The organism is Streptomyces sp. SAS_272, assembly GCF_052543235.1.
The window spans coordinates 15,690-31,963 of sequence record NZ_JBMNDR010000100.1 but is presented as its reverse complement, the minus strand read 5'-3'; the positions used below and the strand labels follow the sequence as shown (position 1 = coordinate 31,963).

Annotated in this window: 16 protein-coding genes and 1 tRNA gene; 4 read left to right on the top strand and 13 right to left on the bottom strand. The window is 74.0% G+C overall.

Annotation, left to right across the window (positions count from 1 at the left end):
• Positions 1-245: 245 nt before the first annotated feature.
• Positions 246-1,277, bottom strand: a complete 1,032-nt coding sequence (locus ACN6LD_RS36485; RefSeq protein WP_445045394.1) for a hypothetical protein — start codon at positions 1,275-1,277, stop codon at positions 246-248.
• 393 nt (positions 1,278-1,670) lie between these two features.
• Between ACN6LD_RS36485 and ACN6LD_RS36480 the strand changes: the two genes are divergently transcribed.
• The 3 genes from ACN6LD_RS36480 (at position 1,671) to ACN6LD_RS36470 (ending at position 5,234) form a co-directional block, all read left to right on the top strand.
• The gene (locus tag ACN6LD_RS36480) at positions 1,671-2,861 is read left to right on the top strand and encodes a TetR family transcriptional regulator (RefSeq protein WP_445045393.1); all 1,191 of its coding nucleotides are present in this window, start codon (positions 1,671-1,673) and stop codon (positions 2,859-2,861) included.
• Entirely contained in the window at positions 2,858-3,490 is a 633-nt protein-coding gene (locus tag ACN6LD_RS36475; protein WP_319189830.1) for a transcriptional regulator, read from the top strand. The genes ACN6LD_RS36480 and ACN6LD_RS36475 overlap by 4 nt, the downstream gene beginning before the upstream one ends.
• A gap of 79 nt (positions 3,491-3,569) precedes the next feature.
• Positions 3,570-5,234 (top strand): pyruvate, phosphate dikinase, encoded by a 1,665-nt coding sequence (locus ACN6LD_RS36470; protein WP_445045392.1) that lies wholly within the window; start codon positions 3,570-3,572, stop codon positions 5,232-5,234.
• Positions 5,235-5,364: 130 nt separating this feature from the next.
• Here the strand turns inward: ACN6LD_RS36470 and ACN6LD_RS36465 are convergent.
• From ACN6LD_RS36465 to tdh, 7 genes are all read right to left on the bottom strand, one after another.
• Positions 5,365-5,438: transfer RNA gene (locus ACN6LD_RS36465), tRNA-Pro, on the bottom strand.
• Between the two features lie 107 nt (positions 5,439-5,545).
• Positions 5,546-5,905, bottom strand: coding sequence for an MmcQ/YjbR family DNA-binding protein (locus ACN6LD_RS36460; protein ID WP_319189833.1), 360 nt, complete (start codon positions 5,903-5,905; stop codon positions 5,546-5,548).
• A gap of 30 nt (positions 5,906-5,935) precedes the next feature.
• Positions 5,936-6,457: a GNAT family N-acetyltransferase gene (locus ACN6LD_RS36455; RefSeq protein ID WP_319189834.1), complete on the bottom strand. Its 522-nt coding sequence runs from the start codon at positions 6,455-6,457 to the stop codon at positions 5,936-5,938.
• Positions 6,454-7,038 (bottom strand): helix-turn-helix domain-containing protein, encoded by a 585-nt coding sequence (locus ACN6LD_RS36450; protein ID WP_319189836.1) that lies wholly within the window; start codon positions 7,036-7,038, stop codon positions 6,454-6,456. The genes ACN6LD_RS36455 and ACN6LD_RS36450 overlap by 4 nt, the downstream gene beginning before the upstream one ends.
• Before the next feature lie 127 nt (positions 7,039-7,165).
• Complete coding sequence (locus ACN6LD_RS36445) at positions 7,166-8,068, bottom strand: LysR family transcriptional regulator (RefSeq protein WP_445045391.1); 903 nt, start codon at positions 8,066-8,068, stop codon at positions 7,166-7,168.
• A gap of 181 nt (positions 8,069-8,249) precedes the next feature.
• Positions 8,250-9,461, bottom strand: a complete 1,212-nt coding sequence (locus ACN6LD_RS36440; RefSeq protein ID WP_319189839.1) for a glycine C-acetyltransferase — start codon at positions 9,459-9,461, stop codon at positions 8,250-8,252.
• A 45-nt stretch (positions 9,462-9,506) separates the two neighbouring features.
• Positions 9,507-10,535, bottom strand: coding sequence for an L-threonine 3-dehydrogenase (tdh, locus tag ACN6LD_RS36435; RefSeq protein ID WP_445045390.1), 1,029 nt, complete (start codon positions 10,533-10,535; stop codon positions 9,507-9,509).
• Positions 10,536-10,829: 294 nt separating this feature from the next.
• Between tdh and ACN6LD_RS36430 the strand changes: the two genes are divergently transcribed.
• A complete protein-coding gene (locus tag ACN6LD_RS36430; RefSeq protein WP_319189841.1) occupies positions 10,830-11,423 on the top strand; it encodes a GOLPH3/VPS74 family protein in 594 nt (197 codons plus the stop codon).
• A 7-nt stretch (positions 11,424-11,430) separates the two neighbouring features.
• On the opposite strand, the gene ACN6LD_RS36425 is transcribed toward ACN6LD_RS36430, so the two are convergent.
• From ACN6LD_RS36425 to ACN6LD_RS36405, 5 genes are all read right to left on the bottom strand, one after another.
• Positions 11,431-12,000 (bottom strand): GAF domain-containing protein, encoded by a 570-nt coding sequence (locus tag ACN6LD_RS36425; protein WP_319189843.1) that lies wholly within the window; start codon positions 11,998-12,000, stop codon positions 11,431-11,433.
• A gap of 61 nt (positions 12,001-12,061) precedes the next feature.
• Entirely contained in the window at positions 12,062-12,733 is a 672-nt protein-coding gene (locus ACN6LD_RS36420; protein ID WP_319189844.1) for a GTP-binding protein, read from the bottom strand.
• Entirely contained in the window at positions 12,711-13,082 is a 372-nt protein-coding gene (locus ACN6LD_RS36415; RefSeq protein ID WP_057583818.1) for a DUF742 domain-containing protein, read from the bottom strand. The genes ACN6LD_RS36420 and ACN6LD_RS36415 overlap by 23 nt, the downstream gene beginning before the upstream one ends.
• A gap of 2 nt (positions 13,083-13,084) precedes the next feature.
• A complete protein-coding gene (locus tag ACN6LD_RS36410) occupies positions 13,085-13,519 on the bottom strand; it encodes a roadblock/LC7 domain-containing protein (RefSeq protein ID WP_319189846.1) in 435 nt (144 codons plus the stop codon).
• A 71-nt stretch (positions 13,520-13,590) separates the two neighbouring features.
• On the bottom strand, positions 13,591-16,185 hold the full coding sequence (locus ACN6LD_RS36405) for an ATP-binding protein (protein WP_445045389.1): 2,595 nt from the start codon (positions 16,183-16,185) through the stop codon (positions 13,591-13,593).
• Between the last annotated feature and the right edge of the window lie 89 nt (positions 16,186-16,274).

Below are 16,274 nucleotides of genomic sequence, written 5' to 3'. Positions count from 1 at the left end.
CCCCCCCCCCCCCGACGCTGGAGCTGCAGTTCATCGATCCGCCCAGGGGCGCGCGGGCCCGCGGCCGCCGTCAGGGCGCGGTCCGGAAGTAGCGTCGCCGGGCCCGCGGGTCGCGCGCGGAGCCCGCCCCGGCGGGCGGCTCACACGACTCGCGTGATGCACACGACTCGCGTGACTCGTGCGGCTTCGCGCCCGGCTGGACGGGGACGGCCGGGCCCCGGGCGACGCCAGGAGGATCCGCGGACTCAGTCCTCGTGTCCGGTGTTCCCGCTCGGCAGGAATCTCTGGCGGGCCCAGAGGCTCAGCAGTGCCGTTCCCCCGACCAACAGCGGCACCGGGTCCCGCACGGACGGACCCAGCGCGAATCCCAGCGCCGTGGCCGTGCACACCGTCAGGGGGACGAACCCCGCCGCACCCTCCATCCCGCGTCGCAGCGCGGGCTGAGCGGTGCCCAGCGCGCTCGCCCCGCCGGGCACCCAAGGTCCGACGGCGACCACCAGCAGTCCCGCGGTCGCGCAGATGTCGACCAGCTGACAGGACATCGTCTCGGGGCCGTGCAGACCGACCGTCCGCAGCCGCAGGGTGTCGCCGACCAGCATGAGGGACAGCCCGGCGATCCCGGCCCACACGGTCGCTCTACGGTCGCTCCGCACCAGACGGCGCACGGCCAGGAGGAACCCGAGGAAAACGACTTCGGCGGCCCACAGGACACCGACCATCCCCGTCCCCAGCCGCCAGCCGTCACCGGCGCCCCGCAGCAGGACCCATAACGTCATGAAGACGGCTCCCGCGGTGACGACCCCGTCGAGCACGCGCCGCAGCAGCACATGCCGGCCTGTCCCGGCATCGGCCGCGACCACGAGACCGGCCATCCCCAGACCGACCGTCAGCGTCACCCCGGTGACCATCACCGAACCCGGCAACGACCGCATGTCCCACCCCGAAGCCGCGGGCTGGGCCGACAGCACGGCGACCACCCCCCGGTACACGCCTCCGGCGACCGCGGAGCCGGCCAGCAGCAGCACACGCGTCCGCACCCGCCCGCTCGTCCCCCTCGCGCGGAGCATCAGGGAGGCAGCCAACGCCCAGCTGCCGGCGGACGGCCCGAGAGCCATGATCCGCGCCGCCCCGCCGCCGGCCGCCCAGGACCATCCGCACGTCAGCACGGCCCCCGCCAGACCTGCCGCGCCGGCGGCTCCCCAGCTGCGTGCCCAGGTCCGTCGGCGGCGGCCCGCCCCGAGCCCGAGCGCCTCCGGCGGCTTTCCCAACCCCGACATCAGGTGCGCCTTTCCACCGGCCCCCGGTCCGCAGGGCCTCTCCCGCAAAATCACCGGATCCACTCAGAAACCGTAGGGACTCGCCACCGCCCCCGATCGGAACCGTCGATCCATTCACCCGTACTGCTGACGGGCGGGACGCAAGTGACACCTGTGCGCCGGCCCCGGCGGGAACCGCGCATCGCCCGTCCGACGCACCGCCGCGCGCGGACCATCGGGTACACCCTCGACACTGAAATGTTGATACCATCCAGATGTTCTGAACATCTACGTGGGCTGCTCGCGAAGCGCCCGGCCCGTCCTGCCGATCGACACGGTCGTGCGAGCGGAGACGCTCGAACAGCTGAAGCGACGGCGCGCACGCCGGCGACGTACGAACGGAAGGGGTCGCGGATGGTCCGGCTGACACGGGCTCAACAGCAGGAACGCACCCGCGCCGCCGTGCTGACCGCGGCGAAGGCCGAGTTCGCCGAGCGCGGATACGCCACGGCGAAGGTGGACGGCATCGCCGAGCGGGCGGAACTGACGCGTGGCGCGGTCTACTCGAACTTCCCGAGCAAACGCGCCCTCTATCTGGCCGTGCTGATCGACATGCTCGAGCGCGCCGCCGCGGAGCACCGCGGCGCGGGCGGGATCCGTCCCCCGGCAGCGCCGCAGGCGGGCGGGCGGCCGCACGCCCGGACCTCCACCGCCGAGGCCCTGGAGGCCTTCGCCCGCATCTGGCTCGAACGGCTGCCGCTGGCCGGCCAGAGCGCCTCCGCCGGCCGGGCGCACCTGGGCTCACTGACCGAGGTGCTCGACGACGAACCGATCCGTGCCGCGTTCGGCCAGGTGACCCGCCTGGAGGCGCTCTTGCTGGCGCTCGCGCTGGAGTCGCTGGAGTCACCGGATGCACGCCCCTGTACCGGCACGCCGCCCGCGCGACAGGTACGGCGGGCTCAGCTGGTCCTGCGGCTGCTGGACGGTCCCGGGGCGTCGGCGGATCCGGCCCTCGGATTCGGCGACCCCTTCGACATCGCACAGGCCTGCGCGCACCTGGGCGGGCTCGCCCTCGCCGACGCCTGGAACCCCCCGCACCTGCCCTACGTCCCGCCCGCTCGAGCCTGCCGGGACCGATGGGAGCCGCCGCGTGAGCTGCGGGACCTGCTCAGCGGGCGCATGGTCGGATTCGCCGGAGACGGTGTGATCACGGTCCTCGGCGCCCGCCGTCTCGAAGCCGCCGAAGAGGCCGTCCGCAGCGCACGGGCCGGTGATCTGATCACCGTGGCCGTCACCACGGCCGACCCCGCCGGGATCGGACGCCTCGTCCGGCTGAGAATCGGCGACTTCGCCCGCTGCCTCGGGCGCGCCTTCGACCCCGAGGACCGGCCGCGCCTGCGCGTCGTCCTCGACGAGCGGACCCTGCTGGCGTCGGCCGTCGGCGTACCGGACGCCGACGACACCACCGAGTACGCCGTCCGCGTACGGCACGACACGATCGTCACCCGAGCCCAGGGACCGGGTGCCGCGCACGCCGCCGCCGCCGCCCAGGGCCTCACCACCGCAGACGTCTCCCACACCACACCCGATGGGGCCGCACCATGACCCGACCCGTTCCGTCCCACGCCACCGGCGCCGATCTGCTGGTGCTCCACGCCCTTCGCTGCATCGGCTTCTCGGGCCTGTCCGCAGTGGCCGGGGCGACAGGACTGCCCGAGTCCGACGTCGAGTCGGAACTGATCGACCTCGCCGTCGCCGGGCTCGTCACGCGCACCGCGGGCGAGTTCGGCGGCTGGGGTCTCACGGACGCGGGCCGCGCCGCGGACGCCGAGCGGATCGCCGAGGAGGTGGCGACGGCCGGTGCGCGACCCGCTCTGACCGCGGCCTTCGACCGGTTCCTCGTGCTCAACCCCGAACTCCTCGACCTCTGCACGGCATGGCAGACCCACATCGTCGACGGCTCCATGACGATGAACGACCACAGCGACTCCTCCTACGACGCCCGTGTCCTCGACCGGTTCACGGAGTTCCACCAGCGTGCCGAGCCCCTGTGCGCGGAGCTTTCCGCGGCCCTGCTCCGGTTCCGGCGCTATCCGGTCCGCCTCGCGGACGCGCTCGCCCGCGCGAGGTCCGGCGCGCCGGAGTACCTGACGGACAGCACCGCCTCGTACCACACCGTGTGGTTCCAGCTGCACGAGGACCTGCTGGCCACGCTCGGCATCCCACGCCACTGAACCCACCGGCCGCCGCCCGTGGCACCCCCCTCTTCCCCCGCAGCCGAAGCAGCAGAGGCGACGCAGAGATGACGACGCGATGACCTTCATCCACCCGCTCTCGGCAGAGGTCGAGGAGACGGCGGACGTCCTGGGCGGCAAGGCGCACGGGCTCATCGTGCTCCGGCGTCTGGGGCTGCCCGTGCCACCGGGGTTCGTCATCGGTACGCAGGCATGCCGCGCCTACCTCCGCACCAGGCGGCTGCCCCACGGCCTCGCCGCCGAACTCACGACCGCCGTGGCCGAGTTGGAGGCCGCCACGCACCGCGAGCTCGGCGGCTCGGAGCGCCCGCTGGCGGTGTCGGTCCGCTCCGGCGGCAAGGTGTCGATGCCCGGCATGATGAGCACCGTCCTCAACCTCGGGCTCACCTCCCGGGCCACGGCCGCGCTGGCCGAGGAGATGGGCGACCCGCGTTTCGCGCTGGACTCGCGGCTGCGGTTCCTGACCGGCTTCGCCTCCCAGGTCGTGGGCGTGGGCCAGGAGAGCCTGGCGAGCGTGGACCGGGCGATCGCCGGGCGCGACGGCGACCCGGGCGACTTCGAGGCGGCGATCCACGAGGTCGAGCGGCTCATCCGCGAACACAGCGGCGAGCCGGTTCCCGAGGACGCGGCCCGGCAGTTGGAGCTCGCCGTCGAGGCGGTCCTCTCGTCCTGGGACACCCCGCGCGCCAAGACCTACCGCGCGCTGCACGACATCCCGGGCGACCTCGGCACGGCCGTGACCGTGCAGGCGATGGTGTTCGGCAACCGCGACGAGCACAGCGGTACGGGTGTCGCCTTCAGCCGCGACCCCAACACCGGTGAGCATGTCCCGTTCGGCGAGGTTCTGTTCGGCCGCCAGGGCGAGGACGTCGTCTCCGGCGCCTCGCTGACCGGACCCCTGCGCGAGCTGGCCGGCCGGGAACCCGCCGTCTGGGCCCGCCTGTTGACCGCCCTGGATCAGCTGGAGGAGCACTACCGCGACGCGTGCTACGTCGAGTTCACCTTCGAGGCAGGCGAGTTGTGGATCCTCCAGGTGCGTCCCGGGCGATTCGTCGGGCGTGCCGCGGTACGGGTCGCGGTCGATCTCGCCGAGGCGGGAACGATCGGGCGTGACGAGGCGCTGTTGCGCGTCTCACCGCAGCACCTCGCCCAGGTGCGGACGCCGCGGATCACGGCCATCGACCCCCGGGACGTCTTCACCCGGGGGCTCGGAGCCTCTCCGGGAGTCGCCGTCGGCCGGGTGGCGACCACCGCCGACAGCGCGGCGCGGCTGGCGGCGTGCGGACCGGTCGTCCTGCTGCGGCCGGAGACCTCCCCGCTCGACCTGCACGGCCTGGCGGCCGCGACCGGGGTCGTCACCGCACGCGGCGGGCCGACCAGCCACGCGGCCGTGGTGGCGCGTGCGATGGGAAAGCCCGCCGTCGTGGGGGCCACGGGCCTCACCGTCGACGTCGCCGACGGCTGCGTCCGGGCGGGCGGGCGCACCCTGCCCGAGGGGACGCTCATCGCCCTCGACGGAACGGGCGGCGAGGTCGTCGTGGGGGAGCCTCACATCGTCGCCGACGCGACCGACCCTCACCTCCACCAGCTGCTCGGCTGGGCGGACGACGTCGCGAGCGGCACCGCCGGCGACCGCGACGAGAGGGAACGCCTGTCCTCGGCGCAGGCCGTCCTGCGTGGCGCCGGCCACGGGACGCCCGGCCGACACCGCGGGCTCCCGTGACAGTGCGGCCTCGGTACGGACACCGGACGCGCGGCACGCCGAGCGTCCGGGCCCGGCACGGTCCCCGGGAACGACCAAGGGCCGGTTTCGGATGCCTCCGAAACCGGCCCTGACCTGCGACTGTCTCCAGTCGGGACGACAGGATTTGAACCTGCGACCCCTTGACCCCCAGTCAAGTGCGCTACCAAGCTGCGCCACGTCCCGTTGCCCGCCTGACCTGGGGTTTCCCCTGGCCGAACGTGCATGGAAACCATACCGCACTCGGGTCGGTGGTCGCGCACCCGTTTACCGGGCCGCAGCCGCCGGGCGGGTCAGCCGTCGCGGGCGACGCCGAGGTCCGGATAGGCCTCCAGCAGACGCTGCGGAGCCGCCTGCCGCCAGGAGTCGGCGAGGACGTCCCGCAGCTCCTCCTCGTCCTCGAGAGCGGACAGCCGGGCCCGCACCCAGGCGAACTGGGCCTCGTGGTCGGCGATCCAGAACTTCCCGGGCTCCGCCAGCACCAGTTCGTCCCGCTCCTCCTTGGGACAGCGCACGGCGAGGGAGGTCTCCTCCTCGGGCAGGGTGGCGAACATCTTCCCCGCGACGCGGAAGGTGGGCATGCTCCAGGCGGTCTTCTCCGTGGTGTCCGGCAGGGACAGGGCGATACGGCGTACGTCTTCGGCGTCCGGCATGCTCCGCACGGTATCGGCTGCCGCTGACAGTCACCCCGCGGCGACGTGTTTGTAGTACAGGGTGGTCGGCCGCAGCACTCCGTACGGGTTCGCCGCGTAGTCGGGGACCTCCCCCGCCCTGGTCCACCCGGTGGCGCGGTAGAGGTGTTCGGCGGGGCTGCCGGTCTCCGTGTCCAGGTGCAGGAGGGTGACGCCGGCCGCGGCGGCGGCCTTCTCGGCGGCGCCGAGCAGGATGCGGGCGAGGCCCCTGCCACGGGCTTCCCGGTGCACCATGAGTTTGACGAGTTCGGCGCGGTGACGGCTGTTGGGCTTGTCGGCGAAGGCCAGGCTCACGGTGCCCACGGCCCGGTCGCCGTCCAGCGCGGCCCAGACCGCGAGGCGTCCGGCGGCGACCTGCTGTGCCCGCTCACGCCACCAGGCGACGGCGTCCGCCCGGTCCAGCGGGGCGAGGAAGCCCACCGAGGCGCCGCCGTCCACCGTGTCGATCAGCAGGCCGGCCAGTTCCTGCGCGCGGTCGAGCAGTCGGGGGGCGTCGAGGCGGGTCGGGATCACGGGAGCACCACCGCCAGCACGTACCGCGCCTCGGCGTCGCCGGCGCACCGGAACCGGGTGGGCCCCCACACCCGCAGCCGCAGGCAGTCCCCGGCGCCGAGGCGGTGCACGGTGTCCTGGGCCGTCACCTCGAGGACGCCGTCCAGCACCCATACATGCTGTTCCAGGCCCGTCACGGGCGGCCGGTCGTAGGCGATGTCCGCGCCGACGGCGAGCCGCCCCTCGACGAGCTCGCCGCGCAGCGCCGGGTGCGGAGGCGACACGGAGCGCCGGACGAACCCGGAGGCCCGGTCTGCCCAGACCGGCTGCTCGCCGGCGCGCACCACCGGGGCGGGCTCCGCCTCGACCTCGCCGAGCAGGCGCGACATGGTCCGCCCGTAGACGTGGCACAGGCGGTTGAGCTGCGAAGCCGTCGGGCTGATCTCCGCCCGCTCGGCGCGCGAGAGGGTGGACCGGCTGATTCCGCTGCGCTCGGCCAACTCCCCCAGCGACCAGCCGTGTTCGGCGCGCAGCTCGGCCAGCCGGCCGGCCAGCCGTGCGTCGACCGGGTCGGGCGTCCGCACGTCCGCATCGTGTCTCATATCCGGGAATGTATCCCTGATATGAGACGCCGGTGTTACGCAGCCCTCACACGGCCGGGCGTCATACCGCAGCGAGCCCCACACCGCAGGCCTGGCACCGCAGCGGGCCCGGCGCCGCGGAGGGGCCTCACACCGCGGCGGCCTCGCCGAGGGCCTCCAGCACCGGCCGGATCAGCGGGTGCTCCTCGGCGCCCCGGCGGACGGCCGCGAAGACGCGCCGGGTCGGGGCTACGCCGTCGACCGGCCGGACGACCACCCCCGTGAGGTCCATGCCGCGCAGCGCCGAACGTGGGACGAGCGCCACGCCCGCGTCAGCCGAGGCCAGCGCGACGACCGCGCGGAAGTCGTCGGAGGAGTGCTCCATACGGGGCTGGAAGCCGGCGTTCTCGCAGGCCAGAACGACCACGTCGTGGCAGGGGTTGCCGGGGTAGGGGCCGATCCAGATGTCCTTGGCCAGCTCGGCCAGCGGGACCTCGGCGGCGTCGGCGAGCCGGTGGGCGACGGGCACCACCGCGTCGAAGGGCTCGGCGTAGAGCGCCAGATGCGTCAGGCGAGGATCGTCGGCGGCCGGGGCCCCGCGGTACTCGACCGCCACGGCGACGTCGACCTGCCGGTCGAGCACCATCGGCAGGCTGGCGTCGCCCTCGGCGTCCTGGACGCGCATCCGTATCCCCGGGGCGGTGCGGGCGAGCCGCGCCACCGCGGGAGCCACCACGAGGGCGATGCCGGTAGCGAAGGCCGCGACCGTGACCGTGCCGGCCGCGCCGGAGCTGTACGCGGCCAGCTCCGCCTCGGCCCGCTCCAGCTGGGCGAGGACGGCGTTGGTGTGACCGAGCAGGATCTCGCCGGCGGGGGTGAGCCGCACGCCCTTGGCGCCACGCTCGACCAGCCGGTGGCCGGTCTCCTGTTCCAGGGCCGCCAGCTGCTGGGAGACCGCGGACGGGGTGAGATACAGCGCGGCGGCCGCCGCCGTCACGGTGCGGTGGTCGGCCACCGCACGGAGGATGTGGAGCCGCCGCGCTTCGATCATGGGATCGATTATCGCAATATGTCGGGGCCCTCAGGACCACGGTCCGACCGGACCGTCCACGAGCGGCCCACAGCCCGCCGCCCCCGGTTCGGACGGACGGACGGCAGGCCGCGGAACGCTGCCGGTTCCCGGCCGAGGTCCGCCGCCCGTTCCGGGCCGCCGTGCGTGCGGAGCCCCGCGGTCAGGCCGTCGCTGCCGCGGACTCCTCCAGCTCCGCCCGGGCCGCGACGAACGCGTCGACGGCGCGGTCGACGTCGGCCGTGGAGTGCGCGGCGGACAGCTGGACGCGGATGCGGGCCTGTCCCTGCGGGACCACGGGGTACGAGAACCCGATCACGTACACCCCGCGCTCCAGCAGCAGTTCCGCCATCCGGCCCGCCTTCGCCGCGTCGCCGATCATCACGGGGGCGATGGCGTGCTCGCCGGGGAGCACGTCGAAGCCCTCGGCCGTCATCCGGCGGCGGAACAGCGCGGTGTTCTCGGCGAGCCGCACCCGCAGGTCGTCCGCCGACTCCAGCAGGTCGAGGACCTTCAGGGAGGCCGCGGCGATGACCGGGGCGAGGGTGTTCGAGAACAGGTACGGGCGCGAGCGCTGACGGAGCAGGGCGACGATCTCCGCGCGGGCGGCCACATAGCCGCCGGACGCGCCGCCCAGCGCCTTGCCCAGGGTGCCGGTGAGGATGTCCACGCGGTCCATCACGCCGTGCAGCTCGGGCGTCCCGCGGCCGCCGGGGCCGACGAAGCCCACGGCGTGCGAGTCGTCGACCATGACCATGGCGTCGTAGCGGTCGGCGAGGTCGCAGATCTCGGCCAGGGGCGCCAGATATCCGTCCATGGAGAACACGCCGTCGGTGACGACGAGCCGGCGCCGCGCGTCCGAGGCGTCCTTCAACTGCCGTTCCAAATCCGCGAGATCACGGTTGGCGTACCGGAACCTACGGGCCTTGGACAGCCGGATGCCGTCGATGATCGAGGCGTGGTTGAGGGCGTCGGAGATCACCGCGTCCTCGGGGCCGAGGAGCGTCTCGAAGACGCCGCCGTTGGCGTCGAAGCAGGAGGAGTACAGGATCGTGTCCTCCTGGCCGAGGAACCCGGACAGCCGCGCCTCCAGCTCCTTGTGCACCTCCTGCGTCCCGCAGATGAACCGCACGGACGCCATGCCGTAGCCCCAGCGGTCCAGGGCCTCGTGGGCGGCGGCGATCACCTCGGGGTGATCGGCGAGCCCCAGGTAGTTGTTGGCGCAGAAGTTGAGGACCTCGCCCGGCCGGCCGCCCGCGGTCACGGCGACGGTCGCGGACTGCGGGCTGCCGATCACCCGCTCGGGCTTGTGCAGACCGGCGGCGCGGATCTCGTCGAGGGTGGCGCGCAGGTCGTCGCGCACGGAGTCGAACATCGGAAAACTCCTAGGAAGCACTCGGAAGCGGCGGAAGCGGACGGCTCAGGCGGTCCAGTCGAGGATGACCTTGCCGCCGCGGCCGCTCGCCGCGTCGGCGAACGCCGCCTCGAAGTCGCGGTAGCCGTACCGGCCGGTGATCACGGGGGCGAGGTCGAGACCGCCTTCCAGCAGCACCGACATCGCGTACCAGGTCTCGAACATCTCCCGGCCGTAGATGCCCTTGATGGTGATCATGGACGTGACGACCCGGGCCCAGTCGACGGCGAACTCCTCGGCGGGCAGCCCCAGCATCGCGATCCGGCCGCCGTGCGTCATGTTGGCGATCATGTCGCGCATCGCCTCGGGCCGGCCGGACATCTCCAGGCCGACGTCGAAGCCCTCGCGCAGCCCCAGCTCACGCTGTCCGTCGGCGATGGACGCCCTGGAGACGTTCAGCGCGAGACTCGCCCCGATCTTGCGGGCCAGGTCCAGCCGCTCCTCGCTGACGTCCGTGATCATGACGTTGCGCGCTCCGGCGTGCCGGGCGACTGCGGCGGCCATCAGGCCGATCGGCCCGGCGCCGGTGATCAGGACGTCCTCGCCGACGAGCGGGAAGGACAGCGCGGTGTGGACCGCGTTGCCGAAGGGGTCGAAGATCGCCGCGACGTCGAGGTCCACCGGCACCCGGTGCACCCACACGTTGGACGCGGGCAGGGCGACGTACTCGGCGAAGGCTCCGTCCCGCCCGACGCCGAGGCCGACGGTGGCCCGGCACAGATGACGGCGTCCGGCGAGGCAGTTGCGGCACCTGCCGCAGACGAGGTGACCCTCGCCGCTGACCCGGTCGCCCACGGCGACGTCCGTGACGTCCCGGCCGGTGTCGACGACCTCGCCGACGAACTCGTGCCCGAGCACCAGGGGCGTGCTGATCGTCTGCTGCGCCCAGCCGTCCCAAGAACGGATGTGCAGGTCGGTGCCGCAGATGCCGGTGCGCAGCACCTTGATCAGCACGTCGCCGTGCCCCACCACGGGCTCCGGAACGTCCCCGAGCCACAGCCCGGGCTCCGCCTTCTCCTTGACCAGCGCCTTCAACGCAACGGCTCCTGTGATGAGGGCCCGGCGCGGGCAGGCCGACAGGCCCCGCATCCGGGAAGACGGGTGGATTCGCCCAGCAATCTGCCGCACTCCGCCCGGCCAGGTCCATCGAGCTTTTCTTAAGCACCGCCACAGCTCTGCTTCACACGGGTTCTCACGGGTCCCACCGCGTTCACCCGCGTTTCACCCGCTCGGCCGCGCTCGCCTGGTCCGGCTTCCGCACACCACGGTGGGCCGTGCCACCCTGGACCGCAACCCGCACGAGGCCGGCCGACTGACGTGGAGCCCCCGATGACCACAGCACGGGACCTGATGATCGTCGCGATCGACATGACGGCTGCCCGACCCGTCGGGCAGGGCGATCTGTCGCTCGCCCTCGCGGGCGCCGAGGCGCTCGATCTGGCCGAGGCCGGAGTGCTCGCCGTGGACGGCGGCCTCCTCGTGCCCGGCCCGTTGTCGGCGCCGCGCGATCCGCTCCTGCGGGAGGCCGCCTCGGCGCTGCTGCGGGAGCCGCCGTACGAGTCGGTCGAGGACTGGCTGTGGCGTCGCGGACGCGACCTGGCCGCCGCCTACACGGCCCGGCTGGAGGCGGACGGCGTGCTCGGCCGGCCGCGTCGTCTGATCGGCGCGCGGACCACGCCCGTGGACTCGCCGGACCGCAGCGGCGCCACCGCACGCTGGGCGTCCGAGGAGCCGGTCCTCGCCGGGCTGGCGGCCGCCGTCGGTCTGCGCGAGGAGCCCGCCGGCGGCCTCCCGGACACCCTCGGCGAAGCGGTCGTCACGGTGGTGGCGACGGTCGCCGACGCGGTGACGGAACTCGAGGCCGTCCGGCAGCGGCGGTCCATCGAGAAGGCGGCGTTCGACAACGTCTGGCGCGCCCCCTGACGTGCGCTCAGGGCGGGAGATCGCCGGCGTCGCGCCGCTGCAGCCGTCCGACGAGGTCGGCGGCCGTGGCCTTGATGGTCTCCAGTCCGGCCTTTCCCCAGGGCCGGGGCGCGAGGGCGGCGACGCACACGGTGCCCAGCACCATCCCGGTGGTGTCGATGAGCGGGGCGCCGAGATAGGAGCGGATGCCGTACTCGTCGACCACCGGGTTGCCCGCGAAGCGCGGGTAGTCGCCGACGTCCTCCAGGACCAGCGCCTTGCGCCGGACGACGACGTGCGGGCAGTAGCCGTACTCGCGGGGCAGTCGGCGGCCCACCTCCGGTTTGCCGCCCCGCGCGGCCCGGCCGCCCTGCGGGGTGTGCAGCCCGGCGAAGAACTGCCGTTCCCCGTCGAGGAAGTTGACCATGGCGTACGACGCTCCGGTCACCTCTGCGAGGCGGTCCGCGAAGGCGTCGAGCGCGGGTTCGGGCTGTTCCCCGAGGCCGAGTCGGCGCAGCCTGCGGGCACGGGCGGGAGCCTCTCTGTCCTCCGGCGTGAGCAGCAGACGACCGACCGGACGCGGTGGGTCGTAGCTCATGGCCGGGCTCCGTCACTGTGGACGAACGTCATATGCGGCTCCGGGGCGTTGTGTGCGGGCGTCACATGTGCGCGCCGCGGCTCGGCTGGGGTGCGGCCGGCGCGTGGGCGATGAGGTGTTTGACGAGGGTGAGCAGGGTCTGGACGCCGGAGGCGGAGATCCGCGCGTCGCAGCGCACCACGGGGATCTCCGGGTCCAGGTCGATGGCGGCCCGCACCTCCTCGGGGTCGTAGCGGTGGGAGCCGTCGAACTCGTTGACGGCGACGATGAAGGCGAGGCCGCGTTCCTCGAAGAAGTCGACGGCCGCGAAGCACTCCTCGAGGCGCCGGGTGTCGGCGAGGATGACCGCGCCGAGGGCGCCCTCGGACAACTCGTCCCACATGAACCAGAACCGCTCCTGTCCGGGCGTCCCGAACAGGTACAGCACATGCTGTGGGTCGAGGCTGATCCGGCCGAAGTCCATGGCGACGGTCGTCTCGACCTTGTTCTCGATGCCGTCGAGGTTGTCGGTCGCGGCGCTGACGGTGGTGAGCAGCTCCTCCGTGCTGAGCGGCGCGATCTCGCTCACGGCGCCCACGAAGGTCGTCTTGCCGACGCCGAAGCCGCCCGCGACCAGGATCTTCAGTGCGGTGGGAAAGGGGTCCGAGCCGCCGCCGTCGTGCGCTGCGGGGCGGCGGTGCGCACCGTACGCCTCGTACGCGTCGTCGTGCTCAGAGCTGTCGTCGTAGTCCATCGAGCACTGCCTCCAGAAGGGCCCGGTCGGTGGGGATGTGGTGGTACTCGGGGGGTTTGGTGGTCAGCGCCCCGCAGTCCAGAAGGTCCGACAGCAGCACCTTGGTGACCGCCGCCGGGAGCTTCAGATGGGCCGCGATCTCGGCGACCGACACGGGCGCACGGGTCAGGTCGAGCGCCAGTGCGTGTTCCGGTCCGAGGTAGCCGAGGGGTGCCGTGCCGGTGGCCATCACCTGCGACATGAGGTCGAGGGCGACGCTGGGCCTGGTACGGCCGCCGCTGACCGTGAAAGGGCGCACCAGCCGTCCGGCCGCATCGTCCAGCCAGGGCCCGTCGCCGGCCGCCGCCACCCTCAAGGTCCCATCACCGACGGTTCGACGGCGTGCTGCCGGGGCGCGGTCATCAGATACGGCCGGACGCTCTTCACCAGCATCGACATCTCGTAGCCGAGCACGGCGGCGTCGGCCTCACGTCCGGCGAGCACCGCGAGGCACGTGCCGGAGCCGGCCGTGGTGACGAACAGCAGCGTCGAGTCGAGTTCGACGACCACCTGCCGGACGTCGCCGCCGTCGGCGAACCGAACTCCGGCGCTGCGGCCGAGGGAGTACAGGCCGGACGCAAGCGCCGCCATGTGGTCGGCGCTGTCGGCATCGAGGCCGTGGACCGACTTCACCAGTCCGTCGCAGGACAGCAGCACCGCGCTCATGGTGTGCGGCACGCGCTGCACGAGGCCGCTCATCAGCCAGTCGAGGTCGGATACATGGCCGGTCGGCGCATCGCTCGCCATGGTGGATCGACTCCTTGGGTTACGAAGGTCTGCGGGAGCGCTGGGGGTGGGGGTGGGGGTGCTCGCAGGGCTCATCCGGCTGGTGCGCTCCCGTCGTGCCGGGCGGTGGATCGGTCGGGTTCGGGCAGGTCCAGTCCGTCCCGCGCGCCGTACGCCTCGGGGGGCGCGGCGGCGTGCGCGGGGCGCGCCTCGGATATCCCGGGCCGGTGCGCCGGCCGTGCGTCCATGGGGAACGGCGCGGGGGGCAGGAGCGGGAGCGGGACGCCCCGCGCGGCTGCGGCCGTCGCGTCGCCGCCGTGACCGGCGTCGCCCGGATGCTCGCCGCGCCCCTGAGCCGGCGGGCGGAACGAGCCCGTGTCCCAGGGCTGCCCGGCCGGGTAGGGCTCGGGCCGGACGCCCGGCTGCGACCCGTAGGGCTCGGGGCGGCCTGTCGGGTGCGACCCGTACGGCTCGGCGCGGACGGGCGGGTGCGACCCATGCGGCTCGGGGCGCGCCGTCGGCTCCGATCGGTACGGCTCGGGGCGGGCGGCCGGCTCCGGGGAGTCCGGCAGCAGCAGGTACGGGGACGACGGCTCCGCCGCGTCCGCCTCCAGGCTCTGCTGGGCCTCGGCGAGGCCGACGCCGCGTTGGAAGGCGGCCATCAGACCGGGGTCGTGACCGGCGGACGGTTCGATGTCCGGACGGGGGGCCGGGCCGCCGCGCAGTTGGGGGACGATGTGCTCCTGGGCACGGCGTCGGGGCAGGTGGGGCTTGCCCATGGTGCCGCGCACCGTGCCGACGCGCGGGGTGGGCGCGATGCCCTCGTGCTCCTCGACGACGGGCCGGTCGCCGCTCCGGATGCCGGGCACAGCCTCGGCCGGATTGGGCCGCGCCGCCCGGGCGCCGCGGACGGGGAGCGGGGCGGGCCGGTCGCCGTCGCCCCGCGGCGCGCCGGTCCCGGGCGGCTGCGGGAGGTGACCTGCGCGCCCGGACGCGGAGGCGTCCTGCGGTGACGGCCGGCCCTCGGGGCCTCCGGACCCGGATGCGTTCCGGGCCTGCGACGACGCGGTCGGCTCCGGCGGTCGGCCCGTGTCGGACGGGACCCGGGCCTCCCCCGGCAGACCGGCGCCCGACGCGCCGACGGACGCGGCGCCCTGCGTCTGCAGGTGTGGCTGGGCCGCCGCGTACTCGGTCCGCGTGTGCGCCGTGGCCGTGACGTGCGCCGGGGCGGGGGCGCCGGCGGGGGCGAACGACCGGCCCGCGCCTCTGGAGTCCCGTGCCGTCGTCCGGTCGGCGCCGGCGACGAGCCGCGGCCCGGGGCGGCCGGGTCGGGCCGGAGGCGACGCGGGCAGGGGCGGCCGGGCCGAGGCCGTCGTGCGCGGCGTCGCCGCCGGGGTCGCCGCGGGAGCCGCGACGGGCGCGAGCGGCTGTCCCGCGCCGTCGGTGTCGGGGCCCGGTGCCACCGCCGTGAGGACGCCCGGCGCGGAGCCGAGCAGGGCCTGCGGCACGACGAGGACGGCCTGGACGCCCCCGTAGATGTTGCTCTGCAGACGGACCCGGATGCCGTGCCGCCTGGCCAGTTGGGAGACGACGAACAGGCCGATGCGCCCGTCGGCCAGCAGCCGGCCGACGTTGACCTGGTCGGGGTCGGCGAGCAGGGCGTTCATCCGGCTCTGTTCCTCGACCGGCAGGCCGAGCCCGCGGTCCTCGACCTCGACGGCCAGCCCGGAGGTGACGAGGTTGGCCCGCAGCAGCACCTGGGTGTGCGGCGCGGAGAACACCGTGGCGTTCTCGACGAGTTCGGCGAGCAGGTGGATGACGTCGGCCACGGCGTGGCCGCGCAGTTCGCCGTCGATGGGCGGGACGAGTTTCACGCGGGCGTACTGCTCGACCTCGGCGATGGCGGAGCGCAGCACCTCGGTCATGGGGACCGGGTTGCTCCACTGCCGGCGCGACACGGCCCCGCCGAGAACGGCGAGGTTCTCGGCGTGCCGGCGGATGCGGGTGGCGAGGTGGTCGACGTGGAAGAGGCCCTTGAGCAGGTCGGGGTCCTCGATCTCGTTCTCCAGCTCGTCGAGGATCGAGATCTCGCGGTGCACCAGGGACTGCAGACGCCGCGCGAGGTTGACGAACACCTCCAGCTTCTGTTCGCTGCCGGCCTGGCTCGACAGCTGTGCGGCCTGCACGACGGCGGTGACGGCCCCGTCGTGGGCGTGTGCCAGGTCGGCCGCGAGCAGTTCGAAGTCGTCGGCGCCGGCCGGCGGTCCGCCCCGCGACGCGCGCTGCGGGGGGAGCTCGCCGCGGCGCAGCGCCTCGATGACGCCGCGCAGGTCGGCCTCGCCGCGTGCGCTGCTGCGGCGCAGCGCGGCAAGGCGGTCGCTGACGGAGCGCGACGCGCGGTCGGCGGCCACCGCCGCGATCACGATCCCGACGCCGGTCACCGCGGCGGCGCCCACCAGGACCGCCCACAGGGTCGGGCCCGGGCGCATGCCGCTGGAGCGCACCGTGAACAGCACCACCGCGCAGGCGCTCAGCGCCACGGCGGTCGGGGGGAGCACGGCGAGCCGCACCAACTGGGACCGTATGTGCGTCTCGGCCGTCGCCGGGGCGATGCGGGGGACGGGCCGCCCGTGCCGCCCGCCCTCACGGCGGTCTGCTCGTGCGGCGGGTGCGCGGAGGTGAGACATCGGTGTCCTCGTACTGGTCCGTCAGGCCGGGTCGTCGGTCGGGAGAGCCGGGAAATACGGCCCGGTGTCGCCCGATGGCCACTCACAGT